Origin of the sequence: Streptomyces sclerotialus (genome assembly GCF_040907265.1) — a bacterium.
In the GTDB taxonomy this organism is placed as follows: domain Bacteria; phylum Actinomycetota; class Actinomycetes; order Streptomycetales; family Streptomycetaceae; genus Streptomyces; species Streptomyces sclerotialus.
On sequence record NZ_JBFOHP010000002.1, the window covers coordinates 1,783,706 to 1,809,657 of the forward strand.

General features: G+C 73.9%; 24 protein-coding genes and 5 tRNA genes. 11 read left to right on the forward strand and 18 right to left on the reverse strand.

Annotated elements, in window-relative coordinates; all coding sequences use genetic code 11:
- The first annotated feature begins 81 nt into the window (after positions 1–81).
- Positions 82–495: an SsgA family sporulation/cell division regulator gene (locus tag AAC944_RS07965; RefSeq protein ID WP_003959770.1), complete on the forward strand. Its 414-nt coding sequence runs from the start codon at positions 82–84 to the stop codon at positions 493–495.
- A 337-nt stretch (positions 496–832) separates the two neighbouring features.
- Positions 833–1,399 carry a CGNR zinc finger domain-containing protein gene (locus AAC944_RS07970; protein ID WP_030616137.1) on the forward strand — a complete coding sequence of 189 codons (567 nt, stop codon included), beginning with the start codon at positions 833–835 and terminating at the stop codon, positions 1,397–1,399.
- A gap of 42 nt (positions 1,400–1,441) precedes the next feature.
- On the opposite strand, the gene AAC944_RS07975 is transcribed toward AAC944_RS07970, so the two are convergent.
- Together AAC944_RS07975 and AAC944_RS07980 are read right to left on the reverse strand one after the other, a co-directional pair.
- Positions 1,442–1,612, reverse strand: coding sequence for a hypothetical protein (locus AAC944_RS07975; protein ID WP_196943038.1), 171 nt, complete (start codon positions 1,610–1,612; stop codon positions 1,442–1,444).
- A 69-nt stretch (positions 1,613–1,681) separates the two neighbouring features.
- Positions 1,682–2,125, reverse strand: coding sequence for a hypothetical protein (locus AAC944_RS07980; RefSeq protein ID WP_030616140.1), 444 nt, complete (start codon positions 2,123–2,125; stop codon positions 1,682–1,684).
- A gap of 173 nt (positions 2,126–2,298) precedes the next feature.
- On the opposite strand from AAC944_RS07980, the gene AAC944_RS07985 reads away from it, so the two are divergent.
- Positions 2,299–2,820, forward strand: coding sequence for a DsbA family protein (locus AAC944_RS07985; RefSeq protein WP_030616141.1), 522 nt, complete (start codon positions 2,299–2,301; stop codon positions 2,818–2,820).
- A 65-nt stretch (positions 2,821–2,885) separates the two neighbouring features.
- Here the strand turns inward: AAC944_RS07985 and AAC944_RS07990 are convergent, their stop codons facing one another.
- The 3 genes from AAC944_RS07990 to AAC944_RS08000 form a co-directional block, all read right to left on the reverse strand.
- Positions 2,886–3,716: a GNAT family N-acetyltransferase gene (locus AAC944_RS07990; protein WP_030616143.1), complete on the reverse strand. Its 831-nt coding sequence runs from the start codon at positions 3,714–3,716 to the stop codon at positions 2,886–2,888.
- 78 nt (positions 3,717–3,794) lie between these two features.
- Complete coding sequence (locus AAC944_RS07995) at positions 3,795–4,619, reverse strand: aminotransferase class IV (RefSeq protein ID WP_030616147.1); 825 nt, start codon at positions 4,617–4,619, stop codon at positions 3,795–3,797.
- Positions 4,616–5,674 (reverse strand): chorismate-binding protein, encoded by a 1,059-nt coding sequence (locus AAC944_RS08000; RefSeq protein WP_030616152.1) that lies wholly within the window; start codon positions 5,672–5,674, stop codon positions 4,616–4,618. Before AAC944_RS08000 ends, AAC944_RS07995 begins: the two co-directional genes overlap by 4 nt.
- Before the next feature lie 189 nt (positions 5,675–5,863).
- Here AAC944_RS08000 and AAC944_RS08005 point away from each other — a divergent pair.
- The 5 genes from AAC944_RS08005 (at position 5,864) to AAC944_RS08025 (ending at position 6,358) form a co-directional block, all read left to right on the forward strand.
- A tRNA-Gly gene (locus AAC944_RS08005) sits at positions 5,864–5,936 on the forward strand.
- 35 nt (positions 5,937–5,971) lie between these two features.
- Positions 5,972–6,045, forward strand: a tRNA-Cys gene (locus tag AAC944_RS08010).
- Position 6,046: 1 nt separating this feature from the next.
- Positions 6,047–6,118, forward strand: a tRNA-Val gene (locus AAC944_RS08015).
- 53 nt (positions 6,119–6,171) lie between these two features.
- A tRNA-Val gene (locus AAC944_RS08020) sits at positions 6,172–6,243 on the forward strand.
- A 43-nt stretch (positions 6,244–6,286) separates the two neighbouring features.
- Positions 6,287–6,358: transfer RNA gene (locus AAC944_RS08025), tRNA-Val, on the forward strand.
- 101 nt (positions 6,359–6,459) lie between these two features.
- On the opposite strand, the gene AAC944_RS08030 is transcribed toward AAC944_RS08025, so the two are convergent.
- The 3 genes from AAC944_RS08030 to AAC944_RS08040 form a co-directional block, all read right to left on the reverse strand.
- Positions 6,460–6,747 (reverse strand): TFIIB-type zinc ribbon-containing protein, encoded by a 288-nt coding sequence (locus AAC944_RS08030; RefSeq protein ID WP_030616154.1) that lies wholly within the window; start codon positions 6,745–6,747, stop codon positions 6,460–6,462.
- A gap of 114 nt (positions 6,748–6,861) precedes the next feature.
- Complete coding sequence (locus tag AAC944_RS08035; protein ID WP_030616157.1) at positions 6,862–7,818, reverse strand: phosphotransferase family protein; 957 nt, start codon at positions 7,816–7,818, stop codon at positions 6,862–6,864.
- Positions 7,819–8,083: 265 nt separating this feature from the next.
- The gene (locus AAC944_RS08040) at positions 8,084–8,293 is read right to left on the reverse strand and encodes a hypothetical protein (RefSeq protein ID WP_030616160.1); all 210 of its coding nucleotides are present in this window, start codon (positions 8,291–8,293) and stop codon (positions 8,084–8,086) included.
- Between the two features lie 636 nt (positions 8,294–8,929).
- Between AAC944_RS08040 and AAC944_RS08045 the strand changes: the two genes are divergently transcribed.
- Positions 8,930–10,705: a serine/threonine-protein kinase gene (locus AAC944_RS08045; protein WP_438272816.1), complete on the forward strand. Its 1,776-nt coding sequence runs from the start codon at positions 8,930–8,932 to the stop codon at positions 10,703–10,705.
- 116 nt (positions 10,706–10,821) lie between these two features.
- Here the strand turns inward: AAC944_RS08045 and AAC944_RS08050 are convergent, their stop codons facing one another.
- The 9 genes from AAC944_RS08050 to AAC944_RS08090 form a co-directional block, all read right to left on the reverse strand.
- Positions 10,822–11,661 carry a TrmH family RNA methyltransferase gene (locus AAC944_RS08050; RefSeq protein ID WP_030616165.1) on the reverse strand — a complete coding sequence of 280 codons (840 nt, stop codon included), beginning with the start codon at positions 11,659–11,661 and terminating at the stop codon, positions 10,822–10,824.
- Between the two features lie 443 nt (positions 11,662–12,104).
- Positions 12,105–13,346 carry a uroporphyrinogen-III C-methyltransferase gene (gene cobA, locus AAC944_RS08055; protein WP_030616168.1) on the reverse strand — a complete coding sequence of 414 codons (1,242 nt, stop codon included), beginning with the start codon at positions 13,344–13,346 and terminating at the stop codon, positions 12,105–12,107.
- A 329-nt stretch (positions 13,347–13,675) separates the two neighbouring features.
- Positions 13,676–18,019, reverse strand: coding sequence for a nicotinate-nucleotide--dimethylbenzimidazole phosphoribosyltransferase (gene cobT, locus AAC944_RS08060; protein ID WP_030616171.1), 4,344 nt, complete (start codon positions 18,017–18,019; stop codon positions 13,676–13,678).
- Positions 18,020–18,258: 239 nt separating this feature from the next.
- A complete protein-coding gene (cbiE, locus tag AAC944_RS08065) occupies positions 18,259–19,479 on the reverse strand; it encodes a precorrin-6y C5,15-methyltransferase (decarboxylating) subunit CbiE (RefSeq protein ID WP_030616173.1) in 1,221 nt (406 codons plus the stop codon).
- A 195-nt stretch (positions 19,480–19,674) separates the two neighbouring features.
- A complete protein-coding gene (locus AAC944_RS08070; RefSeq protein ID WP_030616176.1) occupies positions 19,675–20,310 on the reverse strand; it encodes a GNAT family N-acetyltransferase in 636 nt (211 codons plus the stop codon).
- Between the two features lie 199 nt (positions 20,311–20,509).
- Positions 20,510–21,361 carry a MetQ/NlpA family ABC transporter substrate-binding protein gene (locus AAC944_RS08075; RefSeq protein ID WP_030616179.1) on the reverse strand — a complete coding sequence of 284 codons (852 nt, stop codon included), beginning with the start codon at positions 21,359–21,361 and terminating at the stop codon, positions 20,510–20,512.
- Positions 21,362–21,428: 67 nt separating this feature from the next.
- Positions 21,429–22,205: a methionine ABC transporter permease gene (locus AAC944_RS08080; protein WP_030616182.1), complete on the reverse strand. Its 777-nt coding sequence runs from the start codon at positions 22,203–22,205 to the stop codon at positions 21,429–21,431.
- Positions 22,202–23,257: a methionine ABC transporter ATP-binding protein gene (locus AAC944_RS08085; protein ID WP_030616185.1), complete on the reverse strand. Its 1,056-nt coding sequence runs from the start codon at positions 23,255–23,257 to the stop codon at positions 22,202–22,204. The genes AAC944_RS08080 and AAC944_RS08085 overlap by 4 nt, the downstream gene beginning before the upstream one ends.
- A gap of 423 nt (positions 23,258–23,680) precedes the next feature.
- Positions 23,681–24,322 carry an HAD-IA family hydrolase gene (locus tag AAC944_RS08090; protein ID WP_030616189.1) on the reverse strand — a complete coding sequence of 214 codons (642 nt, stop codon included), beginning with the start codon at positions 24,320–24,322 and terminating at the stop codon, positions 23,681–23,683.
- A 138-nt stretch (positions 24,323–24,460) separates the two neighbouring features.
- Here AAC944_RS08090 and AAC944_RS08095 point away from each other — a divergent pair, with 138 nt between their 5' ends.
- The gene (locus AAC944_RS08095) at positions 24,461–24,829 is read left to right on the forward strand and encodes a hypothetical protein (protein WP_030616192.1); all 369 of its coding nucleotides are present in this window, start codon (positions 24,461–24,463) and stop codon (positions 24,827–24,829) included.
- Positions 24,822–25,262: a hypothetical protein gene (locus AAC944_RS08100; RefSeq protein ID WP_030616195.1), complete on the forward strand. Its 441-nt coding sequence runs from the start codon at positions 24,822–24,824 to the stop codon at positions 25,260–25,262. Before AAC944_RS08095 ends, AAC944_RS08100 begins: the two co-directional genes overlap by 8 nt.
- 80 nt (positions 25,263–25,342) lie before the next feature.
- Here the strand turns inward: AAC944_RS08100 and AAC944_RS08105 are convergent, their stop codons facing one another.
- Positions 25,343–25,846, reverse strand: a complete 504-nt coding sequence (locus tag AAC944_RS08105) for a GNAT family N-acetyltransferase (RefSeq protein ID WP_030616198.1) — start codon at positions 25,844–25,846, stop codon at positions 25,343–25,345.
- Positions 25,847–25,952: the final 106 nt, after the last annotated feature.

Below are 25,952 nucleotides of genomic sequence, written 5' to 3' on the forward strand. Positions count from 1 at the left end.
TTACAACACCACCGTAGGTGGCATGTCGATTTCGCCGACGTGCGAACCCCCGAGCGCACACTGAGCGAAAGGCCCTGGCGTATGAACACCACGGTCAGCTGCGAGCTGCACCTGCGCCTCGTTGTGTCGAGCGAGTCCTCACTGCCTGTACCTGCGGGCCTGCGGTATGACACGGCCGATCCTTATGCCGTGCACGCCACCTTCCACACCGGAGCCGAGGAGACCGTCGAGTGGGTTTTCGCCCGTGATCTCCTCGCGGAAGGCCTGCACCGGCCCACCGGCACCGGCGACGTCCGCGTCTGGCCGTCCCGGAGCCACGGTCAGGGAGTCGTCTGCATCGCCCTGAGCTCCCCGGAGGGGGAGGCTCTGCTCGAAGCCCCGGCGCGGGCTCTGGAATCCTTCCTGAAGCGCACCGATGCCGCGGTTCCGCCGGGCACCGAACACCGCCACTTCGATCTCGACACGGAGCTCTCACACATCCTCGCGGAGAGCTGAGGAGCCCGCGGCCACGTGCCGCGTCAACCCTGCTCACCACGCGCGCCGTCCGACTCGGGGAGACGGCGCAGGACGGACAAGTTCATACGGCGAGACCGGCGCCGCCCCCGCGGGACCCACCGCGGTGGCGGCGCCGTCCGTGCTGACCGGCCCGGACGCCGCGCCCCCGTGGGCCGGGCGAACCTCCGGCACCGTGTCCGCCCGGCCTTGTTGGAAGCGCTAGAGTCGGCGACCATTCGGCACAAGGGGGTGGCCGGCCGATCGCTGGAGATCCGCCGGCCACCGCCCATCGATCCCGGGGGCGGCACGGCCGCCCCTCCCGGCCAGGGAGCGACCCGTGATGATCACCCACGACAGCCGGTGCGCACTGGAGGCCGTCGTCGACCTCCTGAACACCGCACCAGAGGCCGGGGAGCCATCGGCGCCCGACACGCTCGGCGACGTGCCGGCCCTGCGCCAGTTCGTCGCGCGCAACGCCATCAGCGATGTGGGCACGCTCGGCGACCGGGACCTGGCGTCCGTACGGGCCGTACGGGGCCGCTTCGCGCAGGTCTTCGCGGCGGACGACGACCGCACCGCGGCGGAGCTGCTGAACGCGCTGATCGCGGCGGCCGGCACCACCCCGCGGCTGACCGACCACGACGGGTACGACTGGCACGTGCACTACTTCGCGCCGGGCGCCTCGGTCGCCGACCACCTCGCGGCGGACGGCGGGATGGCGCTGGCGTTCCTGGTCGTCGCCGGGGAGCGGGAGCGGCTGCGGCGGTGCGAGGCGCCGGACTGCCGGCACGCCTTCGTCGACCTCTCGCGCAACCGCTCGCGCCGCTACTGCGACAGCCGGACCTGCGGCAACCGCCTGCACGTCGCCGCGTACCGGGCCCGCCGCCGGGAGGCCGCGAGCTGAGCCCGCGGACCGGGCACCCGTACCGCGGGCACGGCCGCCGGCTCACAGGACGAAGAGGTCGTGCACGGCGCCCACCAGGAGCAGGACGCCGATGACGGTGAGGAAGAGCATCAGGGGCGGCTGCGACAGGGCGAACAGGCAGCCACGGGACGGAGAAGCTGGGTCTGGGGCCCGGGGAGTGGTCTCCCGGGTCAGGGCGCACTCGTCGTTCATCTCGCGGAGATCATGGCGCAGCTGATCTCCGCGCGTGACGCGGTCTTCCCCCGCAGGAGGGGGACTTCCTCAGATCCCGTGCTTTTTCAGGATGGCTTCGATATCGGAGAAGTCCTCGTCGCCGCCGCTCTGCCGGGCCGGCCCGGCGGCGGGACGGCGGGCGGGCGCACGGCCGGCGCCCAGGGACGGCGCCGAGGCGCCCGGGGCCACCGCACCGCCCTGCTGCGCGGCGGCGGCCCGGCGCTCCTTCCGCCGCCCGGAGCGGCGCTCGGCGAAGCGGCTCACCAGGAACAGCAGGACCGAGAGCGCCAGCAGGCCGAAGCCCGCCCACACGGTCGGCTCGAGGACCAGGCCGGTGATCCAGTCGATGACGCCGGTCATGACCAGGCCGGCGGGGATCAGCGCGAAGGCGGCGATGCGCGTCGCGGCCAGGAAACGCCTGCGGAAGGCGGTCAGCGCGGCGACGCCCAGGCCGGCCACCGACAGCACGGCGCAGACGGTCGAGGTCAGCATCGGGTCCTCCTGCCGTGAACGGTTCTCCCTCCATCCTGCCCCCTCGCGCCGCGTACCGGCCATGCCCCCGCGCGCCCTCAGGGTCATCTCGGGGTACGGATCCTCCGCAGGTGCCGGTCCGGCGTACCGCGGGGGCTGTCCGGGCAGGGCCGCGGGGCTGGAAGACTGGCCCCATGAACGACGCCCCCTCCCCCGCCGTGCCCCGTCCCGTCCTGGACGTCTGGTGCGAGCTGCAGTGCCCGGACTGCCACACCGCCCTCGCCGACCTGCGCGCCCTGCGCGAGCGCTACGGCGACCGGCTGGAGATCCGGCTGCGCCACTTCCCGCTGGAGAAGCACAAGCACGCCTACGCCGCCGCGCAGGCCGCCGAGGAGGCCATCGAGCAGGGCCAGGGCTGGCCGTACGTGGAAGCCGTGCTCGGGCGCACCGCCGAGCTCGCGAAGCAGGGCGAGAAGCTGCTGGTGAAGGTGGCCGGGGAGCTGGGCCTGGACGCGGAGGAGCTGGACACCGCGCTGATCGACGGCCGGCACCTGCTGATCGTCGACGCGGACCAGGCCGAGGGCAAGGCGATCGGTGTCACCGGCACGCCCACGTACGTCATCGGCGGTGAGCGGCTGGACGGCGGCAAGAGCCAGGAGGGGCTGCGCGCCCGGATCGAGGAGATCGCGGACCGGCTGCTGGCCGCGGCCGGGTAGCCGGCGGAGCGGTCACCGCGCGCCGGGAACGGCCGCCCGCCCCGGCCGGGCGGCCCGGCGGCCGCTCACAGCAGCGGCTTCCACAGCCGGTGATCCGTGGCGCGGTATCCCAGTGACTCGTACAGCCGCCGGGCGGTGGGGTTGTCGGCGTAGACGTTGAGGCCCAGGGTGCGCCGCCCCGCGGCCAGGCACTCCCGCTCGGCTATCCCCATCAGGGTGCGCCCGTGGCCGTGGCCGCGGTGCTCGGGCTCGACCCGTACGTCGTACACGTAGCCGCCCGGCCGGCCCGGCGATCTCAGTGCGGTCCAGACGGTGCCCACGTCCGTGCCCTCGTGGCTCAGCACACGCAGGCTGTGGTCCGGCGTGTGCGCGCCGTCCGGCAGCAGCAGCCGGTGGTCGGCCTCGGCCAGTTCGGCGGCGCGCTCGGGGGACTCGCCCTGCGCGGTCATGGCACGTACGTACTCGGCGAGCGCGGCCGCGCGCCAGCCGGGGTACTCCGCGTCGTCCAGCGGCCGGTCGGTGCTCCCGGGCGGCAGCACCGGCGGGGCGGTGAGCTCCTTGGTCATCCGGCGGGCGCGCTCGGTGTAGCCGAGGGCGGCGCTGAGCCGCAGCGCGGGCGTGGCGTCGGCCGGCACCAGGAATTCGATACGCCGGCAGCCCCAGCCGCGCAGCACTTCCTCGGCGGCCAGGGCGGCGACGGTGGCCCGGCCCCGCCGCCGGTCGGGTTCGTCGATCCACAGGTCCGCGAGGCGGCCGGTGGACAGCGCCGACCGCGGATCGGTGGCGAGCCGGAGCCGTCCCACGGGACGGCTGTTGACGCAGACGTCGAACGAACGGGCCCGGCCGCCGCCCTCAGGACGCTCTTCCGGACCGGTGGGGCGCAGCGTTGTGGTCACGCTGTTGTTCTACCCGCGTACGGCCGCTCAGTCATCGGCCCGGCCCGCAGTCCCGGCGGCCGGGCCGCGGCGCCGCGCTCAGCGCGGGTCGAAGTCCGCCGCCGACCGTTCGGCGAAGATCCGCATGGCCTCGGCGGTCACCGGTCCCGGTGCGTCGCCGAGCTGCCGCCCGTCGTGGCGCGTGACGGCCTGGACGTCGCGCAGCGAGGAGGTCAGGAAGATCTCCTCGGCCCGGTCCAGGGCGTCCAGCGGCAGGTCGGTCTCCTTGGCGCCGGCCCATTCCACGGTCAGCGCGCGGGTGATGCCGGCCAGGCAGCCGGACTCCAGCGGCGGGGTGTGCAGTTCGCCGTCGAGCACGACGAAGACGTTGGTGCCGGTGCCCTCGCAGAGCCGCCCCACCGTGTTGCCGAACAGCGCCTCGCTGGCGCCCTGCTGACCGGCGCGGGCCAGGGCGACGACGTTCTCGGCGTACGAGGTGGTCTTCAGGCCGGCGAGCGCGCCGCGTTCGTTACGGGTCCAGGGGACGGTGATCGTCGCCGTGGTGTCGGGCCGGCGGGTGGTCTCGCCCACCGCGACGACGAGGGTGGGGCGGTCGTCACCGCGGTCGGAGCTGAGCGGGGACCGGCCGCCGGTGTAGGTGATCCGCAGCCGGCCGAAGGGCATCGGGTTGGCGGCCAGTACGGCCTCGCAGGCGTGGCGTACCTCGTCGAGGTCCGGGTCGGGCAGGCCGAGGCCCCGGGCCGAGGTGGTCAGGCGGTGGAGGTGGCGGGTGAGCGCGAAGGCACGGCCGTTCTCGGCCTTCAGGGTCTCGAAGACGCCGTCCCCGACCGTCAGTCCGTGGTCGAAGACGGAGACCCGGGCGCTGTCCGCGTCCCGCAGTTCCCCGTCGAGCCAGATCTTCATCGCGTCGTTCCTCCAGTCGTCTCGTACGTCTCCGACGCTACCGCCAGCAGCCGGGCCGCCTTCAGCTCGGTCTCGTCCCACTCGCGGTCGGGGTCGGAGCCCCAGGTGATGCCGGCGCCGGTGCCGAAGCGCAGCACGGGCCCGGCGGCGGCCTGCCGGTCGATCCAGAAGGTGCGGATGCCGACGGCGAGCTCGCCGGTGCGGCGGTCGGCGTCGACCCAGCCGATGCCGCCGCAGTAGGGGCCGCGGGGCGCGGTCTCCAGGGATTCGATGATGTCCAGGGCGCTGCGCTTGGGGGCGCCGGTGACGGAGCCGGGCGGGAAGGTGGCGGCCAGCAGGCCGGGCCAGCCGGCGTCCTCGGGGAGTTCGCCGCGGACGGTGGAGACGAGGTGGACCAGGCCGGGGTGGGCCTCGACCGCGCAGAGCGCGGGGACGGTGACGGAGCCGGTGGCGCAGACGCGTCCCATGTCGTTGCGGACCAGGTCGACGATCATCACGTTCTCGGCGTGGTCCTTCTCCAGCAGGTCGTCGGCGGTGCGGCCGGTGCCCTTGATGGGCCCGGACTCGACCGTGCGGCCGTCGCGGCGCAGGTAGAGCTCGGGCGAGGCGGTGGCGACCTCGACGCCGTGCGCGGGGAGGCGAATCGTTCCCGCGTACGGGGCCGGGTTGCCGCGGGCCAGCAGCGCGGTCAGGGCGTCCACGTCGGCGTGCTCCGGGTCGGGCAGCGGCGCGGAGAGCACGCGGCAGAGGTTCGCCTGGTAGACCTCGCCGGCCGCGATGTGCTCGCGTATCCGGCGTACGCCCGCGGTGTAGGCGGCGCGGTCCAGGGAACTGGTCCAGGCGTCGCGCGCGGGTCCGCGCCATGCGCCGCGGGCGGCGGGGTCGCCGGGGTCCTTCCGTACGTCGCCGAAGCGCGCGCACACGAGGCGGCCCTCGAAGTCGGCGACGACGGCCCACCATCCGGCGGAGTCCAGGGCGGCGGGGTCACTGGTGACGTCCCGCAGGTCAGAGGCGATCAGGCCGCCGAAGCGGGCCAGCGGAGGCAGCTCGTACACGCCGCTGAGTCTAGGACGGGGGCCCCGGCGCCGCCCGGGTCGAGCGACCACCGCAGCACGCTGCACAAACGCGTTTTTGTACTGGCCCAGGAATCCGCTAGAGTTCAACACGTCGCCGGGACGCGGAAGCGAAAAGCGGAAGCCGACCGAAGACAGCAGCTCCCAGGCGTTAGTCTGGGGGAGGCACCTGCGGACATAGCTCAGTTGGTAGAGCGCAACCTTGCCAAGGTTGAGGTCGCGAGTTCGAGCCTCGTTGTCCGCTCTGAGTGGGGGATCTTCCCGAACCCCTGCACTCCTGGTGGAGTGGCCGAGAGGCGAGGCAACGGCCTGCAAAGCCGTCTACACGGGTTCAAATCCCGTCTCCACCTCCAAGGACGATTAGCTCAGCGGGAGAGCGCTTCCCTGACACGGAAGAGGTCACTGGTTCAATCCCAGTATCGTCCACTGATCCACAAGGATCCGGTCCTCCAAGACCATGATCTAATAAGGATCGACCCGCGCGATTAGCTCAGCGGGAGAGCGCTTCCCTGACACGGAAGAGGTCACTGGTTCAATCCCAGTATCGCGCACGCAGTGCCCACGGCTCACTTCTCGGAGTGACCGTGGTCCCGAGGACGATTAGCTCAGCGGGAGAGCGCTTCCCTGACACGGAAGAGGTCACTGGTTCAATCCCAGTATCGTCCACCCGAAAGACAAGGGCCGGAGCTCATGCTCCGGCCCTTCGTCGTCGTGTGGTGACAGGCGCCCGGGTGCCCGGCCCTGACGGGCCGGGCGGGCACCGGCGATCAGGAGGAGAAGAGCATCCGGCCGAAGCTGCGGTGACCGTGATGTCCATGGTGACCGTGGTGGCCGTGCTGCCCGTGATGCGGGGCACCCCAGGCCGGTGCCGCCGGGTAGGCCTGCGGGGCGGGCGGGGGCGGCGGGGCCTGCTGCGACCACTGGGACTCCAGGCGGGTCAGCGACTCCAGCTCGCCGTAGTCCAGGAAGATCCCCCGGCAGCCGGCGCACTGCTCGATCTGGACCCCGTTCCGGTTGTACGTGTGCATCGGCGCATGGCACTTGGGACACTGCATGTCGGCTCAACTCCTGTGATCGCACGGCGGCGGCGACGAACCTCCGTCCACCGTTGGTGTGTTCACCCTACGACTCGAAACCGCACCTCAACTGCCCCGGTACGTAACAGCTTGTCACCAGACCATCCGGGCGCAGGAGTCGACGAGAGCGCTCTCCACCTCGTCCGGCGGACGGCCCTCCGGGGCCGCCTTGGCGACGGCGAGCGCGGCGGTCTGCACCGTCAGGGCGCGCGCCGGGACGTCCAGTTCCGGCCATGGATCACCCTCGGGCCGTACGGCACGGCCCCCGGCGGCCCGGTACGCGCCGAGGAAGCGCGCCCAGACCTCCCCGGCGAGCAGCCCGCTCGCGAACCAGGCGGCGGGCCGGGCGAGATCCCAGCCCGGCTCCCCCACGCCGAGGTCGTCGACGTCGATGAGCAGCCAGGGCCCGCCGGACACGGGATGCCGGACCAGCTGGCCCAGGTGCAGATCGCCGTGGCAGAGCCGGCCGGGCCCCGGCGCGGGCGCCTCGTCGCGCGCCCAGGGCGGCAGCGTGGCCCAGCCGCCCTCCACGGCGCGTGCCGCCGCTGCCAGGGACGGCACGGCGGCGGTGGGCGCGGCCCGCATCCGGGCCAGCGCGCGGGCCGCCTTGGCCGGGCCGCGCATCGGCGGGACCGGGCCCGGCAGCGCCTGCGGGTCCACGGCGTGCAGCCGGGCGAGGAGCCGGGCCGCGTCCTCCCAGGGCGCCGCGTCCGGGTCGTCCGGCGCGACGGGGAGGCCGTACGGCCAGCGGGTGAGGGGGCGGCCGTCGTCGTGCCTCACGAGGTAGCCGTCCGGGCCCGTGACGGGCAGCGGGGGCAGCAGCGTGCCGTGCAGCTCGGGGTGGGCGGCGATGCGCAGCCGGACGGCGAGCTCGGCGGCGTCGCAGTCGGGCGCGTGCGCCTTGGCGACCGTACGCGCGCCGCGGACCACGGTCCCGTCGGGCCGGTCGGCGAGTACGACGGGCTCGTGGGCCGCGCCCGGGCCGGCGGCCCCGGACGGCGCGGAGGCGGCGGAGAGTGCCGCCAGGCGGCTGATCAGGGCGCGGGACATCGTTCCCCCTCGGCTCGTACGGACCCGGCTCGTGCAGAGCGCACCGGCCGGCCCCGCCGCTGGGATCGTACGCACCGGTGCGCGGGCGCCGAACGGGCACCCCGGCGCCCGTTCCAGGACGCGCGAAGGCCGGGCATCTCCCCAGATGCCCGGCTCTTCGTGCCGTCCGCCGCACCCCCGTCCCCACGGGGTCAATCGGCCGGAGGCTTGTCCCCGGAGCGCCGTACACGCCCGGCCCCGGACCGCTCTTCCGGGGGCCGGAGCGTCAGCGCTCCAGCATTCCGGCCACGGACGACGCCTGTGTGAGGACGGCGTCCCAGCCACCGAAGACGACGGCCAGCAGCACCGCCAGCGGCAGCACCATGGCCACCGCCACCAGGGGATGGCGGGTGCCGGAGGGCTGGTCGCCGCCGAACGCGGCGGCCGCCCTGCGCCCCTGCGTACGGAGAACCGTCCGTCCTGCCGTGTCCGCCATCGCCCCGCTCCCCTCGTCCTGGCGGCGGCGGGCGTCCGACCTCGGGGGACGAGTACCGCGCCCACCGCCTGACCTCCACACTAGGCAGCCGGCGGCCGCGGGGCGTCAGCCCGACGTACTGATCGTCCGGCCTCCAGGAGGATGACGGGGCACCCCCTGACGTACTCCTATGGGTGGAGACGCGGGGCTGACTTTCGGGGAGTTCCCGGACGGGGCCGCCCGCAGGGGGCCGCCGGATGCCCGGGTGTGCCCCGAGACCGCCCCTTCGCGTGACTTCGGTCACTTCCGCCACTCCCCCGCCGGTCACCCGCCGGGCCCGCGCACCGGGCCGCGGCACCGCGTGGCCGCCTTCCGCTCCCGTACCGCCGCGCCGGGCGGGGCGGACCGGCCATCACCCGCCGGCCCGCCAATCCCCCTGCCGACGCCGATCCTTGGACCGGTACCGCGGAACTGGGCGCGCAGTGCGGCCCATTCCGCCTCGGCCGTGCGCGCCCGCCGCCCGCCGCCGACAATCCATGGCCGACGCATGCGCGGCCTGACAGCGCGACGCCCCGTCAATCCGTAAGCTGTGGCACGTCAGACGGATGCAGCGGAGTGGGGCCTCCCCACCGCAGGTAGGGGACGGACATGGCGATGATGCGGCTCCGGCGCGAGGATCCGCGGGTCGTCGGCTCGTTCCGGCTGCACCGGCGGCTGGGCGCCGGTGGGATGGGCGTGGTCTATCTCGGGTCCGACAAGCGCGGCCAGCGGGTCGCCCTGAAGGTGATCCGCCCCGATCTGGCCGAGGACCACGAGTTCCGCTCCCGCTTCGCACGTGAGGTGCAGGCGGCCCGGCGCATCCGGGGCGGCTGCACGGCGCGGCTGGTGGCGGCCGACCTGGACGCGGACCGCCCGTGGTTCGCCACCCAGTACGTCCCCGGCCCCTCGCTGCACGACAAGGTCAACGACGAGGGCCCGCTGCCCCCGGCCCAGGTCGCCACGATCGGCGCCGCGCTCTCCGAAGGGCTGCTCGCCGTCCACGACGCGGGGGTGGTCCACCGCGACCTGAAGCCGTCGAACATCCTGCTGTCCCCCAAGGGTCCCCGGATCATCGACTTCGGCATCGCCTGGGCGACCGGCGCGAGCACGCTCACGCACGTCGGCACGGCCGTCGGCTCGCCCGGCTTCCTCGCGCCCGAACAGGTGCGCGGCGCGGCCGTCACGCCCGCGACGGACATCTTCGCGCTCGGGGCCACGCTGGCGTACGCCTGCACCGCGGACTCACCCTTCGGACACGGCAGTTCCGAGGTCATGCTCTACCGCGTGGTGCACGAGGAGGCGCAGCTGGCGGGGGTGCCCGAAGCGCTGGTGCCGCTGATCGAGTCGTGCCTGGCCAAGGACCCGGCCGAGCGCCCCAGCACGCTGTCGCTCTCGCTGCGGCTCAAGGAGATCGCCGCGCGGGAGGCGCACGGGCTGCCGGACGGCCCGGTGGACGGGCTGCCGGGTGAGGTCCCGGCACGGACGGACCGCTCCGGCCGCCGCGCGGAGGAGTTCGTACGCCAGCGCACGGACGAGCGGCACACCCCGGGCCAGGGCCCCAGTACGCCGCGTCCGCAGTCCTCCTCGCGGCCCTCCGTCTCGCGTCCGGCCGGTTCCCGGTCGGCGGCCGGGGCGAACGGCGGGTGGCCGTCGGCACCGGGCCAGAGCGGCGGACGGCAGACGCCGGGCGGCAGCGGTGCGCGCTCCGCGCCCGCCCCCTCTTCGAACGGGCGTTCCGCGCCCCTCGGGTCGAACGGCAGGTCGGCGCCCGCGGGCTCCAACGGCCGCTCGGCCGCCCCCGGCTCGAACGGCCGCACGGCCCCGCCCGGCTCCAACGGCCGTTCGGCGCCCGGGTCGAACGGCAGGTCCGGCACCGCCTCCCAGGGCAGGTCCGCCGGGCCGCACTCCGAAGGACGCTCCGGCGGGCGCGCCGCAGGCAGGGTGCCGGGAGCGCGTTCGACCGGGCGAAACGGTTCGCGTCCGGCGGCCCGCTCCACGTCGGGCGGACGCCGCCCAGCAGGGCCCGACCGCCGGCTGCTGCGCCAGCGGCTCATCGTCTTCGTGACGGTGACGCTGCTCGTGGCCCTGGGCATCGCAGCGGCCCAGGGCTGCCAGGGGCCCACCCGCGGCCTCGGCGTACTGGGCTCGGCACACGGGCAGGGGACGGGGACGTCGGGCGCAGGTGTGCCGAACGGACACGCCCAAGGGGTGCATGTGCCGTCGGTTCCGCATGTGCCGGACGGGGACGAGCCGGTCGGTCACGCGGCGGGTGTGCGCGTGCCGGGTGGGCACGCGGCCGGATCGCACGCGTCAGGCGGTCATGCGGGAGGCACGGACGTGGCAGGGGCGGGGCCTGAGAACCGGCCATGGCCTGAGAGCAGGCCGCGGCCGTAGTACGGCGGCGCGGGCCTTCATGGTGCCGCACTCGCAGCAGCGGCCTTCGTGACACGGCGGCGTTCACCGTGTCACGCTCAGGCGGTCCCGGCCGTCTCAGGCGGTACCTGCCCGTCTCACGCGGACCTGGCCGTCTCACGCGGACCTGGCCGTCCCGTGGCCACCGCGTAGAAGGCGACCGCCGCGGCCGCACCGACGTTCAGCGAGTCGACGCCGTGCGCCATCGGGATGCGCACCCATTCATCGGCGGCGACCAGGGCCTGCCGGGACAGCCCGTCCCCCTCGGCACCGAGCATCAGCGCGGCCCGCTCCAGGCGGTGCGGCGCGGCCTCGTCGATGGCCGTGGCCTTCTCGTCGGGCGTCAGCGCGAGCAGCTTGAAGCCGGCCTCCCGTACGGTCTCCAGGCTCCGTGGCCACTGCTCCAGCCGCGCGTACGGCACGGAGAACACCGCCCCCATCGACACCTTCACCGACCGCCGGTACAGCGGGTCGGCACAGTCCGGTGAGAGCAGTACGGCGTCCATGCCCAGGGCAGCGGCGCTGCGGAAGATCGCGCCGATGTTGGTGTGGTCGTTGACCGCTTCCATGACGACGACGCGGCGCGCGGAGGCCAGCAGCTCGCCGGCCTCCGGGAGCGGCTTGCGCTGCATGGAGGCGAGCGCGCCGCGGTGCACGTGATAGCCCGTCACCCGCTCGGCGAGCCCGGGATCCACCGCGTACACCGGGGCCGGCACCTCGTCGATGACGTCCCGCATGACGTCGACCCACTTGGCGGAGAGCAGCATCGACCGCATCTCGTACCCGGCGTGCTTCGCGCGCCGGATCACCTTCTCGCCCTCGGCGATGAACAGCCCCTCGGCCGGTTCACGCCTGCGGCGCAGCTCCACGTCGGTGAGGCCGGTGTAGTCGCGCAGCCGGGGGTCGTCGGGGTCGTCGACGGTGATGATGTCTGCCACGGGTCGATGGTGCCTTGTCGTCGTTGCGGTTCCCCTGCCGGGGTACCGGATTTGTTACCTACGGTTACGCCAGGCCCTGCGCGGTGGCGGCGCCCCGTCGTACGAACCGGGCAGCCGCGCGGCGGGCCCGCCGTACGAAGGGCCCGCCGTACGAAGGGCCCGCCGTACGAGCGACCAGTCCTAGGAGCGGCCAGTCGCAGGAGCAGCCAGTCGCAGGAGCGGCCAGTCGTACGAAACGAGCCGCCCTGTGGACAAGCCCGCCCGGCGAAGCCGCCTCCCCTATATAACCCCAGTCATAAGGGGGACCAAGTGGTGAAGCGTCACTGCACCGGGGGCGCCTGAGCCGGCGAGGCCGTCGGAACCGCCGGAGCTGCCGAGGCCGTCGGGCGAAGGGGGCCGAGCGGGGAGGCGCCGCCTCCCCGGCCTCCGGGGTCTTCCCGGACTCACCGGCCGAAGGTCTTCGCGGCGTTCACCACGTCGCCGATGACGATGACGGCGGGCGGGCGGACGTCCTCCTCCTTGACGCGCGCCCCGACGGTCTCCAGCGTGGCGTCGACCCGGCGCTGGGTGGCCATCGTGCCCTCCTGGACCACCGCGACCGGGGTGTCGGCCGGGCGCCCGTGCCGGACGAGGGCCGCGGCGATGGCGGCGATCTTGTCCACGCCCATCAGGATCACCAGCGTGCCGCGCAGCTTGGCCAGCGCCGCCCAGTCGACCAGCGAGCGCGGGTCGTCGGGCGCGACGTGGCCGCTGACCACGGTGAACTCGTGCGCCACGCCGCGGTGGGTGACGGGCACGCCGACCGCGCCGGGGACGCTGATGGAGCTGGAGATGCCGGGCACGACCGTGCAGGCGATGCCCTCCTCGGCCAGCGCCTCGGCCTCCTCCATGCCGCGCCCGAAGACGAACGGGTCACCGCCCTTGAGACGCACCACGGCCTTCCCGGCCTTGGCGTGCTCGATGAGCGCGTTGTTGATGGCCTCCTGGGCCATGTACCGGCCGTACGGGATCTTCGCCGCGTCGATGACCTCGACGTGCGGCGGCAGCTCGTCCAGCAGGTCGCGGGGGCCGAGCCGGTCGGCGATCACGACGTCGGCCTCGGCGAGCAGCCGGCGGCCGCGCACCGTGATCAGGTCAGGGTCGCCAGGGCCGCCGCCGACCAGGGCGACGCCGGGGGTACGGCGGCGGTGATGGGGCGCGGCGATCGTGCCGTCCCGCAGCCCCTCGACGATGGCGTCGCGGACGGCGGCGGCGCGGCGCGGGTCGCGGCCCGCGCCCTCGGTGTTGAGGACGGCGACGGTGACGCCCTCGCTGCGGCCGGTGGCCGGCGTCCAGGCGGTGGCCGCCTCGGCGTCGTCGGAGCGTACGGCCCAGACGCGGTTCTCCTCGGCCTCCTGGGAGGCGGCGGCGTTGGCCGCGTCGTCGTCGGTGGAGATCAGGGCGTACCAGGCGTCCGCGAGGTCGCCGGGCCGGTACGTACGGCGTTCCCAGGTCAGCTCCCCGGCGTCGGCCATGGCCTCGACGGAGGGGGTGGCGGACGGCGAGACCAGCAGGATGTCGGCGCCGGCGGCGATCAGCGCGGGCAGCCGGCGCTGGGCGACCTGGCCGCCGCCCAGCACCACGACCCGGCGGCCGGTCAGGCGCAGGCCGACGGGATAGGCGGCGTGCTCGGAGGGAACGGCCATGGCGGTACGGCTCCTTGTGCGGGTGATGCGGGGCCGCTTCGGCGCTGGAGCGGCGTGAGGGTGGTGGTGCGGCCGGTACGGGCGGCCACGCATTCCGGCCCACAGCCTATTTGGCCGCGGGCCTGGGGTCATGCGCGGGCGCCCCTGAGGACCGGACGGCGGGGCGGGCCCCGGGTGACCGGGGTGCGTTCCGCCCGGTGCACACGGGGCGCGTGGCAGCCGGGACATGTGGCAGCCGGGGCCGCGCCCGGGGGTGGGGCGCGGCGGGGCCCTGCGTGGAGGACGGCCCCCTCGACGCAAGGTCTCGGCGGTCCGTCCTCCGCAGGCCGTCAGCCCTTCTCGGTGACTCCGGCGGAGTCGAACGTGGCCACCTCGTGCATCGCGCGCGCCGCGCTCTGCACGATCGGCAGGGCGAGCAGCGCGCCCGTGCCCTCGCCGAGGCGCAGGTCGAGGTCGACCAGCGGGCGCAGGCCCAGCTTGGTCAGGGCCGCGACGTGCCCCGGCTCGGCGCTGCGGTGGCCCGCGATGCAGGCGGCCAGCGCCTCGGGGGCCACGGCCCGCGCCACCAGCGCGGCCGCGCCGGTGCTCACGCCGTCCAGGATCACCGGCGTACGCAGCGACGCGCCGCCGAGGATCAGGCCGACCAGCGCGGCGTGCTCCAGGCCGCCGACGGCCGCGAGGACGCCGATCGGGTCGGCCGGGTCCGGCTGGTGCAGTTCGAGCGCGCGGCGGACGACGTCGACCTTGCGGGCGTGCGTCTCGTCGTTGATGCCCGTGCCGCGGCCGGTGACCTCGGCGGGGTCGGTACCGGTGTAGACGGAGATCAGCGCCGCGGAGGCGGTGGTGTTCGCGATCCCCATCTCGCCCGTGAGCAGGGCCTTGTTCCCGGCCGACACCAGGTCGCGGGCGGTCTCGATGCCCACCTCGACGGCCTTGAGCACGTCCTCGCGGGACATCGCGGGCCCGGCGGTCATGTCGTCCGTACCGGGGCGCACGTTGCGCGGCAGCAGGCCGGGCGTGGCCGGCAGCTCGGACTTCACGCCGACGTCCACGACGCAGACCTCGGCGCCGACCTGGTTCGCGAAGGCGTTGCAGACCGCGCCGCCGCCGAGGAAGTTGGCGACCATCTGGCCGGTGACCTCCTGGGGCCACGGGGTGACGCCCTGGGCGTGCACACCGTGGTCGCCCGCGAAGATCGCCACCGCGGCGGGCTCCGGGATCGGCGGCGGGCACTTCCGCGACAGGCCGCACAGCTGCGCCGAGATGATCTCCAGCATGCCGAGCGCGCCGGCCGGCTTGGTCATCCGCTTCTGCCGCTCCCACGCCTCACCGAGCGCCTTGGCGTCCAGCGGGCGGATGCCCTGCAGGGTCTCCTGGAGCAGGTCGTGCGGCTCGGCACCGGGCAGCGCGCGGCGCCCGTACGTCTCCTCGTGCACGACCCACGACAGCGGGCGGCGCTTGGACCACCCGGCCTGCATCAGCTCGGGCTCCTCCGGGAACTCGTCGACGTACCCGACGCACAGGTACGCGACGATCTCCAGGTGCTCGGGCAGGCCGAGCTCGCGGACCATCTCGCGCTCGTCGAAGAAGCTGACCCAGCCGACGCCGAGGCCTTCGGCGCGGGCGGCGAGCCAGAGGTTCTCCACGGCGAGCGCGGAGCTGTACGGCGCCATCTGCGGCTGGGTGTACCGGCCGAGCGTGTGGCGGCCGCCGCGGGTGGGGTCGGCCGTGACGACGATGTTGACCGGGGTGTCGAGGATCGCCTCGATCTTCAGCTCGCGGAACTGCTTCGCGCGCGCCTTGGGCAGCGACTTGGCGTACGCCTCGCGCTGCTGCATCGCCAGCTCGTGCATCCGCTCGCGCGTCTCGGCGGACCGGATGACGACGAAGTCCCAGGGCTGGGAGTGGCCGACGCTGGGGGCGGTGTGCGCCGCCTCCAGGACGCGCAGCAGTACGTCGTTGGGGATCGGGTCGCTGCGGAAGCCGTTACGGATGTCCCGGCGCTCCCGCATCACACGGTGTACGGCGGCCCGCTCCTCGTCGCCGTACCCCGCGGCGGGGTCGACCGGCCGGGGCGCCTCGGCCTCGGCGGCTTCGGCGTCGGCGGCTTCGGCGTCGGCGGCTTCGGCGTCGGCGGCTTCGGCGTCGGCCGCGGCGGGCACGTCGGCGTCGGCCGCGGCGGGCTCACCTGCAGCCGCCGCGACGGGCTCGGCCTCGGGGGTGGGCTCGGCTGCCGCCGTGGGCTCGGCCTGCGGGTCGGCCTCGGCTTCCGCCATCTCGGGGGTGGGCTCGGCGTCGGCTTCCGGCGCGGCGGCCGTTGCTTCGTTTTCCTCGCTCGCAGCGGCCGGCTCGGTCACGGTCTCGCTGTCGGCGGCGGCGTCGGGCTCCGCTGCCGGTTCCGCCTCGGCGGGCGCGGCGCCGGGCACGGCGGCCTCGCTCCCGGGCTCGGGCTCGGGTTCGGGCTCCGCGGGGGCCGCGTCCGTGGCGGGCATTTCCTCGACGGCCGTCTCGGCCGCGCTCGCGTCCTCGGCGCTCGCGTCTCCGGCGACCGCGTCCTCGGCCTCGGCGACCGTGGACTCGGCCTCGTCGCCGTCCACCGCCTCGGCGTCGGCTGCCGCCTCAGCCGCGTCTGCCGCCTCAGCCGCGTCTGCCGCCTCAGCCGCCGGAGGAACCTGCGCCTCAGCAGGCTCAGCTACCTCAGGAGCGGGCTCCTCGGCCGCCACCTCGGCGGGCGCGGCGGCGTCGGGCACCGTGCCGACCTCGTCCTCCGCGAAGGCCGCGTCGATCGCGGCCTTGGTGGCCTTCGCCTTGGCCGACCGTCCCGACCGGGCCCGGGGCACCTTCACCTTGGCTTCGGGCGCCTCGGTGGCCGCGGGGGCGCCGTCCGCACCCTCCGCGCCCTCCGGGGCGTCCTCCCCGAGCTGCACCAGCTCGGCGGCGTCCTGGGGAGCGGGCTCGGCGGCCTGGACCGGCTCTGCCCCGGCGACGGGCGCCTGCGGCTCGGCCTGCTCTTCGTTGTGCACGTGTTCCTCTGATACGGGCTCAGCGCCGGGCTGCTCCGCGGCTGCCGGTACAGCCTCGGCCGTACCGTCCGCGGGTCCCTGCTCGCCCTCGGTGTCGTTCTGCTGCGCGGCCGCCGCGGCGTCCTGCGCGTCGGCCTCGTCCGTCGTCTCCGGCGCCGCGGTGGCGTCAGCCGGTACGACGTCCTCGGCCTGGCCCTGCTCCTGGCCCTGGTCCTGGTCCTGCTCCTGGCCCTGCTCCGGAGCGGTCCGGCCGACGGCGTCGTGTTCCGCCGCCCCGGCCTCGGGGAGCGGCGCCGCGACACCGTGCTCCACGGCCTCCTGCTCCTGCTCACCGGAGGCCTGCGCGTCCGGGACGGCTTCAGGAGCCTCCGCAGGGACCTGGGCATCCTCAGGAGCCTGGCCCTCCGCAGCATCCTGCGGCGCGTCCTCCGAGGCCGCGGACTCCGCCGCCGCGGCCTCCGGCTGCTGCCCGTCCTCGGCCGTCTGCTCCTGGCCCGGTTCACCGGTCGCGTCCGTGCTCTCGACCGCCGCCTGCGCGGCGGCCGCCGTGCCGTCCTCCGTCCCCACCGGTGCGGCGCCCCAAGCCGGCATCTGCGCGGGAATGACCACGCCACCCTGTTCCGCGGCCGACGGGGTCTGCTCGGCCGGTGCAGGCTGCTCGGCCGGGACCGGCTGCTCAGCGACCGCCGGCTGCGAAGCAGCCTCCGCCTCGGCCTGCGGCGGCTGAGGCGATTCGACCGACTGAGCCGACTCGACCGGCTGGGCCGCTTCGACCGGCTCGGCCTCCGGCATCGGCATCGGGGCGGCCTGCTGAGCCGCCCGCTGGGCGCCCTCCCCGGGGAGCGGGCCCGGGGTCGCGTCCGGCAGTGGGCCCGGGGTCGCGTCCGGCAGCGGGCCCGGTTCGTCGCGCGGTACGTCGAGGTACTCGGGTCCGACGGTCGGCGGGCCCGCGTGCCGTGTGGGCGGCTGCGGGGTCCCGGCCGGGCCGCGGTCGGCGAGGGAGCGCACCACGCCACCGGTGTGCGCCTCCGGCACGGGCGGGCCCATGTGCAGCGGCCGGCGCGCCGGCGTGCTCTGCTTCGGCATCGCGGCCTGGCCCGGCATGGCGCCCGGCTGCGCGGCGCCCGCCTGCGGGGCCTGGCCCGGCTGCTGCGCCGCCTCGGGCATCCGTACGCCGCCGACGTCGACGGAGCCGGTGTCCCGGCCGCCGTGCTCGTGGGCACCGGCGTGCGGATGGGCTTCAACCGGAGGCGCACCGACGGGCACACCGGCGCCGGGCGCCGCGCCCGCCGGCTGCGCGGTGGCAGGGTCCGCCGGCTGTTCCGCGGCGTACGCCACCGGCTCGTACGGCGTCGGGTCGTAGGCCGCCACCGGGTCGTACACCGCGCCCCGTCCCGGGGTGTAGTCGGCGTACGGGGTCTGCTGCTCGGCGTGCGCCTGCTGTTCGCTGCCCCAGGCGCCCTGGGCGCCCGGCATCAGCAGGTCGTCGTCCTCGGCCTGCTCGGCGGTGTCGAGGTAGGCGTACGCGTCGTGCGGCTGCTGCGGGCCGGGGTCGGCAGGGGCAGGAGCGGCCGCCGGCAGCGGCCCTCCGGGATGTCCGCCTGCGTTCTCCGGCAGTCCCTCGCCCGGGACCTGGCCGGTGTCGGTCATGCGTACCCCTCGCCCATCGGTAGTGCTCCTTCCAACCGCTCGTCCGACGCGCTCGACCGCGGCACGCGCCGACCGCCCCCATAGCTAGAACGAGCGAGCGCGCCTCGCGGCACGTCCGCCCTCAAGAGCATCTTGTGCGGTCAAAACCTCCGGCTTTTCCGGATATTGACGCACGACTCCGATCGCGGAACGGCGGCGCAACGATCCGCCAGCCTACCTCCCGCGGGTGACCGATCGGGTCAGGGGTGATGCACGCGGTAACCGCAGACCAGGAAGACGACGGCCCGCTCCCGCTCCACCCATGCGGACGTGTCCAGCTCCACCGACTGGAGGAGCGCGCACTCCACTTCGTACCCTCCGTCGGCCAGTGCGCGGCCGAGCGCCTCCGCCTCGTCGCGGGTGGCGGCGTGGGTGACGATGCGTTCGGGGCGGCGGGCCGCGCAGGCGGTGACGACGGCCGTGCCGCCGCCCCCGATGCGGACCACGTCCGGCTCGGGGAGGTCTTCGAGCACCTGGGGCGCGCGGCCGTGCACGACCTGGAGCTGTACGCCGTACCTGCGGCCCACGGCGGTCGTACGGGCGCAGGCGTCCGCGTCGCCGTCGACGGCGATGACGGCCGCGCCGAAGCGGGCGGCCTCCACGGCGGCGGCGCCGGAGCCGGAGCCGATGTCCCAGACCAGGTCGCCGATGGCGGGCCCGAGGCGGGCGAGTTGCGCGGTGCGCAGCTGGCCGGACTCGCCTTCGGAGAGGCCGCCGCCGTACGCGCTGTCGGAGAGGCCCCAGCCGCGCGGCCCCGCGGGGTAGCCGATCTCGTGGGCGGCGAGCCAGGGGCTGCCCTGGGTGGCGGCGCTGCCGGCCGGTCCGCCGACGACGATGACGACGTTGGGGTCGCGCCAGACGTGGTCGGCCGCCTTGTCGGAGGTGAGGACGGTCACCTGTTCCTGAGTGGTGCCGAGGGCCTCGCAGATGACGAAGGTGCGGTGCACGTCGCGCAGCAGGAGGGCCAGTTCGGCGGGGCCCGCGCCGGGCGAGGTGAGGACGGCGACCTTGGTGTGGGCGCGGCAGACGTTGACGGCGCGGCGCAGGTCGCGGCTGTGGGCGACGACGATCTGGGCGTCGTCCCAGGGCATGCCGGCCCGGGCGAAGGCGGCGGCGACGGAGGAGACGGCCGGTACGACCTCGACCTCCAGGCCGTGTTCGGGTGCGCGCAGGGTGCGGACGACGCCGAAGAAGCCGGGGTCGCCGTCGGCGAGGACGACGGCGGTGCCGCGGTGCTGGGCGATCCGGCGGGCCGCCAGTTCGACGCTGCCGAGTCTGATCCGTTCGGCGGCGGGCGGCACTTCCTTGAGCGCCAGGTGGTGGGCGGCGCCGGCCACCAGGGTCGCCGCGCCCAGTGCGGAGCGTGCGGCGGCGGTCAGAGGCGAGCCGTCCCACCCGATCACGGTGACGCGGTCGGCCATCTGCAGGTGTCTCCCTGGTCTCGTCGTGCGGTTGTCCGTGCGGCCGTTCGTACGGCCCTTCGTACGGCTGTTCGTGTCACGGTTCGTGCGGTCGGTGCGCCGTACGGGTGTGGATCAGGTGAGGGTACCCCGAGCGGCGGGCCGTGCCGCCGGGCGTGACCGAAGGGGTCCGGCCCCGTCGGCCGCGGCCGGGCCTCAGTTCCATTCCGGGTACGCGAAGCCGTTGGCGTCGGCGGCCCGGTCCGGCAGCCCGTCGAAGTCCTCGGGCAGCAGGCTCCAGACGATGAGGTCGGTACGGATGTCGGTCCAGCCCCCGTCCTCGGTGCGGGACCGGGCTATCCAGGCGTTGCGGAGCACTCCCTCGCTGATGCAGCCGAGTTTCTGGGCGACCTGCTGGGCGGCGGTGTTGTCGGCGGCCGTGCGCAGTTCCAGGCGTTCGAACTTCTGGTCGCGGAAGAGCCACTGGGCGACGGCGAGCGCGGATTCGCAGGCGTAGCCCTCGCCGCGGGCCCAGGGCGCTGTGATGTAGGAGAGCTCGGCGCCGCGTATCCGCCAGTCGGTGCGGTCGATCCGGACGGTGCCGACGAGGCGCTGGGTGAGGAACTCGGTGACGGCGAAGGCGAGGCCGCGGCCGGAGGTGCGGACGGCCGGGGCGCCGGTGGTGACCCACTCCTCGGCGTGCGCCGTGGTGTACGGGTGGGGCTGCGCGGTCCAGGCGACGACCGCCTCGTCGTTCATCATGTCGCCGAGCGCGGGGACGTCCGTGTCGTCGAAGGGCCGCAGCACCAGACGCTCCGTGCTGATGGAGATGTCCGGAAAGGTGGATGTCATGCAGCTGCTCCCACGCCGTGGACGTAGAGCTGCGCGAAGCGTTGTGCGGCTCCGTGCGGCTCCGTGAATACGTTCGGGCTGTCCTGCCCGTCTTGAGTGCACAAGCATGCAGCATCTGCCTGCGAATGTGCCAAGTATGACGGCCCGTACCTGCCCTGATAAGGCAGGTACGGGCCGTCGTACGGGGAGCGGTGCGGGGTCAGCTCGCCTTGCTGAAGGAGGGCAGCACGGAGCCGTCCTTGTAGTGCGTCTCGATGTACTTCTTGACCTGGTCGGAGTTGAGCAGCTTCGCGAGCTTCTGCACGCGCGGGTCGTCCTTCTCGCTCTTGTCGACGGCGAGGAAGTTGGCGTAGGGGCTGTTCTTGGCCGATTCGATGGTCAGGGAGTCGGACTTCGGGCTGAGCTTGGCGGCGATGGCGTAGTTGCCGTTGATGACCGCTGCGTCGTAGTCGCTCAGCTGCGGGGCCAGGAGTTCCGCCTTGGACTCCTTGATGTTCAGGCCCTTCTTGTCCTTGACGTCGTTCAGACCCGGGACCGCGGGCGCGTCGGCCTTGAGCTCGATGGCGCCGGCCTTGTCGAGCAGCTTCAGGGCGCGGGCCTCGTTGCTGGCGTCGTTGGGGACGCCGACGGTGTCTCCGGACTTCAGCTCGGAGAGCTTGTCGTAGTTCTTGGAGTAGACGCCCATCGGCTCGACGTGGACGTTGACGACGGGCTCGATGCTGCCGTCGTTCTTCTTGTTCCAGTCGTCGAGGAACTCCTCGGTCTGGAAGTAGTTGGCGTCCAGGCTGCCGTCCTTGGTCGCCGGGTTGATCAGCTGGTAGTCGTCGAAGGTCTTGACCTGGATCTTGAGGTTCTCCTTGGGGGCCAGGTCCTTCTTGACGTACTCCAGGATCTCGGCGTGCGGGACGGAGGTGGCGCCGACGACGAGCGGCGAGCTCGCGTCGTCCTTCTTCTCCGTGTCCGGGTCGGAGGGGGCGCTGCAGGCGCCGAGGGCGAGGGTGAGCGCGGCGGCGGCCGCGACGGCGCCGGTGAGCTTGACGGTGTTACGCACGAAGAGTGCCTTTCTTACAAGTGGTGTTCCGCCCGGCAAAGGGTCCGGGCTCCAGGGGTGCGGTGGCTCAGGCGGCCTCGTCCGCGGTCTCGCGGACCTTGCCCGCGTCGGCGCGGGCCTCGGGGTCCGGGGCCGCGGTGCGGGCCTTGGGCGACTTCAGGAGGCGTACGGGGGCGGCGGCGCGGGAGCCGCGGCGGGACAGCCGCCGGACCACCAGGTCGCCGATGAGCTGGACGACGGTGACGATCACAATGATCAGTACCACGGTGACGAGCATGAAGCGCGTGTCGTACCGCTGCTGGCCGTAGGTGATGGCCACGCTGCCCAGGCCGCCGGCGCCGAGCGCGCCGGCCATCGCCGAGTAGCTGATGATCGTGATGACGGTGTTGGTCAGGCTGGCGACCAGCGAGGGCAGCGCCTGCGGGAGCAGCACCTTGAAGATGATCGTCCAGGTGCCGCCGCCCATGGACTGGGCGGCCTCGACGAGCCCGCCGTCCACCTCGCGCAGGGAGGTCTCCACCAGGCGTGCGAAGAAGGGGACGGCGCCGACGGCGAGCGGCACGACGGCGGCCGAGGGGCCGATGGAGGTGCCGACGACGAGCCGGGTGAACGGGATGATCGCGATCATCAGGATGATGAAGGGCAGCGAGCGGCCGATGTTCACCACGACGCTGACGACCTTGTTCACCACGGTGTTCTGCAGCTGGCCGCCGCGGTCGGTGAGGACCAGCAGGACGCCGAGGAGCAGGCCGCCGATCACCGTGTAGACGGTGGACCACCACACCATGAAGAGGGTGTCGAGGATGCCGTCCTGAAGCACCGGCTGCATGTCGTTCCAGGTCACTTGGCGACCTCCTTGGTCAGCACGGTGGCGGGCGCGGCGGCCGGCTCGGTACGGCCCACGACGTCGACCTGGAGGCCCTGCTCGCGCAGGAACCCGATCGGTACGACGTTGTCCTCGAAGCGGCCGGGCAGCTCGATGCGCATCCGGCCGATCTGCTTGCCGCCGACGGTGTCCATGGCGGCGCCGAGGATCGACACGTCGACGTTGTAGGTCCGCGAGAGGGTCGAGATGACCGGCTCGGTGGCCGCCTCGCCGTGGAAGGTGACGTCCACGACCGTGCGGTCCGCCGCCGAGGCCTCGCCGGTGACCGGGAACAGCTCCGTGGCCAGCTCCGAGCCGGGGGTGGCCAGCAGTTCCGAGACGGTGCCCTGCTCGACGACGCGGCCGCCCTTCATCAGGGCCGCGGAGTCGCAGATGCTCTTGACGACGTCCATCTCGTGGGTGATGAGCAGGACGGTGAGGCCCAGCTGGCGGTTGAGGTCGCGGAGCAGCTGGAGGATGGAGCGGGTGGTCTCCGGGTCCAGGGCGCTGGTGGCCTCGTCGGAGAGCAGCACCTTCGGGTCGCCGGCGAGCGCGCGGGCGATGCCGACGCGCTGCTTCTGGCCGCCGGAGAGCTGGGCGGGGTACGCCTTGGCCTTGTCGGCGAGGCCGACCAGGTCCAGCAGCTCCAGCGCCTTGCGGCTGCGCTCGCGGCGGGAGACCTTGAGGATCTCCAGCGGGAACTCGACGTTGTCCTGGACGGTGCGCGAGGACAGCAGGTTGAAGTGCTGGAAGACCATGCCGATGTGGCTGCGTGCGGCACGGAGCGCGGGGTTCGCCCGCTGGCCGCGTCCAGCGAGCGCGGTGAGGTCCTGGCCGGCCACGGTGACCGTGCCCGAGGTGGGGCGCTCCAGGAGGTTCACGCAGCGGATGAGCGTCGACTTGCCGGCGCCGCTCTGGCCGATGACGCCGTACACCTCGCCCTCGCGGACGTGCAGGTCGACGCCGTCCAGCGCGGTGACCTCGCGGTCACCCGATCGGTAGACCTTGGTGAGGCCTGTAGTGGTGATCACAGGGATATCCGTCACGGTTGAGTGCTCGGCGGCTCGTCCGCCGGGCACGGGGCATTCATTGCGGAGTGCGGCATGGGGATCGCGGAGGCACAGGGGCGGCGGGCGCCCGGCTCCGGGGTCCGGTGACGCGGGGCGGCCGGGGATGCGGGGTACGGAATGCCTGCGTACGGGAGGTACGGGGCGTGTCTGTACGGGTCGTCCGGCGCATGGCAGCGGGTCTCGCTTCGGGGCGCGAGGCTCAGGCGGGGGCCCTCAGCGGTCACACATTCGACACATGCGACGAGCACCGGGCGCTTTGTGCGCCTCGGTCGCAGGGATGCGGCAGCTCGTCGTGGTCATGATGGCCAGTAAACCAGACACGCGTACGGACCGATCAAGCCAGTCCGGATACCGGACGGGCCGGATCAGTCCGTGGACGGCGGCTCAGCCGGCGGTCGTGATCTCCACGCCGGCCGCCGTGGCCTGCGCGGACACCGCCGACAGGTCGGGGACGAGCACGTCGGCCACCAGCTCGTCCGCCGTGGCCGTTGTGGTCAACGCCACGGTCGTGGCGCCGGCGGCGCGGCCCGCCGCGAGCCCGGCCGGGGCGTCCTCGAAGACGGCGCAGCGGGCCGGGTCGACGCCCAGGTGCCGGGCGGCGAGCAGGAAGGGCTCGGGGTCGGGCTTGCCGCGGGTGATGTCGTCCGCGGTGATCAGGTGCTTGGCGCTGATGCCGACGGCGGCGAGCCGGGCCTCGGCGAGCTTGCGGGTGGCGGAGGTGACCACGGCCCAGCGGTCGGCGGGGAGGGAGTCCAGCAGCTCACGGGTGCCGGGCAGCAGCACCACGCCGTCCGCGTCCGCGGTCTCCAGCTCCTCGATGCGGGCCAGCGCCTCGGGCGCGCGCTCCGGGGGCAGCAGGTCGGCGACGATGTCGGCGGCGGGCCGGCCGTGCAGTTCGACCCGGGCGAATTCCTCGGTGACGCCGTACTCCTCCGCCCACCGCGCCCAGCAGCGGTGCACCGACTCCATGGAGGAGACGAGCGTGCCGTCGTTGTCGAACAGGAGGGCGTCAACCGAGAGCTTCATGGTCGCCGAGCGTACGTGGTGCGCGGGGCCGCGCTCCGGGCCGGGGCCGCGCGCGGGCGGGCCGCGGACGCCGATTAAAGTCGGGGGCATGCCCCACAGCCCCACCGCGCGCAGCCGCGCCGCCGTGCGGAGGTCCCGGTGATCGACGCGCTGACGGTCGCGGTCGGCGTGACCGCCCTTGCTCTCGCCGCCTGGTGCGGCTTCGCCGCGTACCGCGACGAGCCGACCAAGGACTGGCACTTCATCGGGATGGCCGTCGTCTCGCTGCTCGCCCTCGTGCAGCTGGTGATCGCCGTCGTGAAGCTGGCGGGCGGTGAGCAGCCCGACGACGGTACGGCGATCTTCCTCGCCTATCTGATCGGCGCCGCCGCCTGTGTGCCCGCGGCCGGGTTCCTGTCGCTGTCGGAGCGGACCCGCTGGGGTTCGGTGACGGTGGCGGCCGGCGGCGTGGTGCTGGCCGTGCTGGAAGTGCGGCTGTACGACATCTGGGGAGGCGGCCATGGCTGAGCCCGCGACGACCACCGAGAAGCCCGCGCCCGCCGGAGGCCGCCTTGCGCTGGGCTCGGGCCCCGGCCGGCTGCTGGTCTGGCTCTACGGCGTCTTCACCGTCGGCGCCGGTTCGCGCGCCGTGTACCAGCTGATCGCCCAGTACGACCGTGCGCCGCTGTCGTACATCCTGTCCGCGGTCTCCGCGGTGGTGTACGCCGTCATCCTGTTCTCCCTGGTGCGCGGCGGGGAGAAGGCGCGCAGGGTGGGGCTGGTGTGCTGCTGTCTGGAGCTGCTGGGCGTGCTCGGCGTCGGCACCTGGACGCTGCTCGAGCCGTCCGCCTTCCCCGACGACACGGTCTGGTCGGGGTACGGCTACGGCTACCTCTTCATCCCCGTCCTCCTGCCGGTCACCGGGCTGCTCTGGCTGCGCCGCGGCCGCCGCGCCGGCTGACGGCTCCCCCTGCGTTCACGGCCGCGGGCCCCGTACGTGCGGATGCACGTACGGGGCCCGCGGCACATGGACGGGGAGGCTCAGGCGCTCGCCACGTACGCCTGCGCCGACGCGTCCTTCTCCAGCGTGATCAGGCTGAGCCGGCGGCTGACCTCTTCGGTGCCGACCTGGGCGTAACCGCGGCTGCGGTACAGCCGGAGGTTGCCCTCGCTGCGGTGGCCGGTGAGCAGGCGGAAGCGGGTCACGCCGTGCTCGGCGGCCAGCCGCTCCTCGACGGCGGCCAGCAGGCGGCTGCCGAGCCCGTGCCGCTGCATACGCGGATGCACGATCAGCTTGTCGATGCCGCCCACGCCGTCCGCGTCGACCGCGCCCCGCACGGAGCCGACGACCTCGTCGCCGAGGCGGGCGACCACCACGCAGCCGTCGCGCATCTCGGCACGCAACTCATCGAACGTCTGCGTGAGCGGCTCGATCGAGTAGTCGTCGTACAGCGCGGCCTCGGACTGGTAGCACAGGTACTGCAGCTTGAGGATCTGCTCGGCGTCGCTGTCGGTCGCCGCAGAGATGGTCACGCTCATGCCCATGCGTGCTGGCCTCCCCTTTTCGGTTCGGTGAGCCCGGGCGCCATGAGGGTGTGGTGCGGTGCCCGGACGGGTCTGCCCTGACTTGATGGCACCACGGGATGCGCGG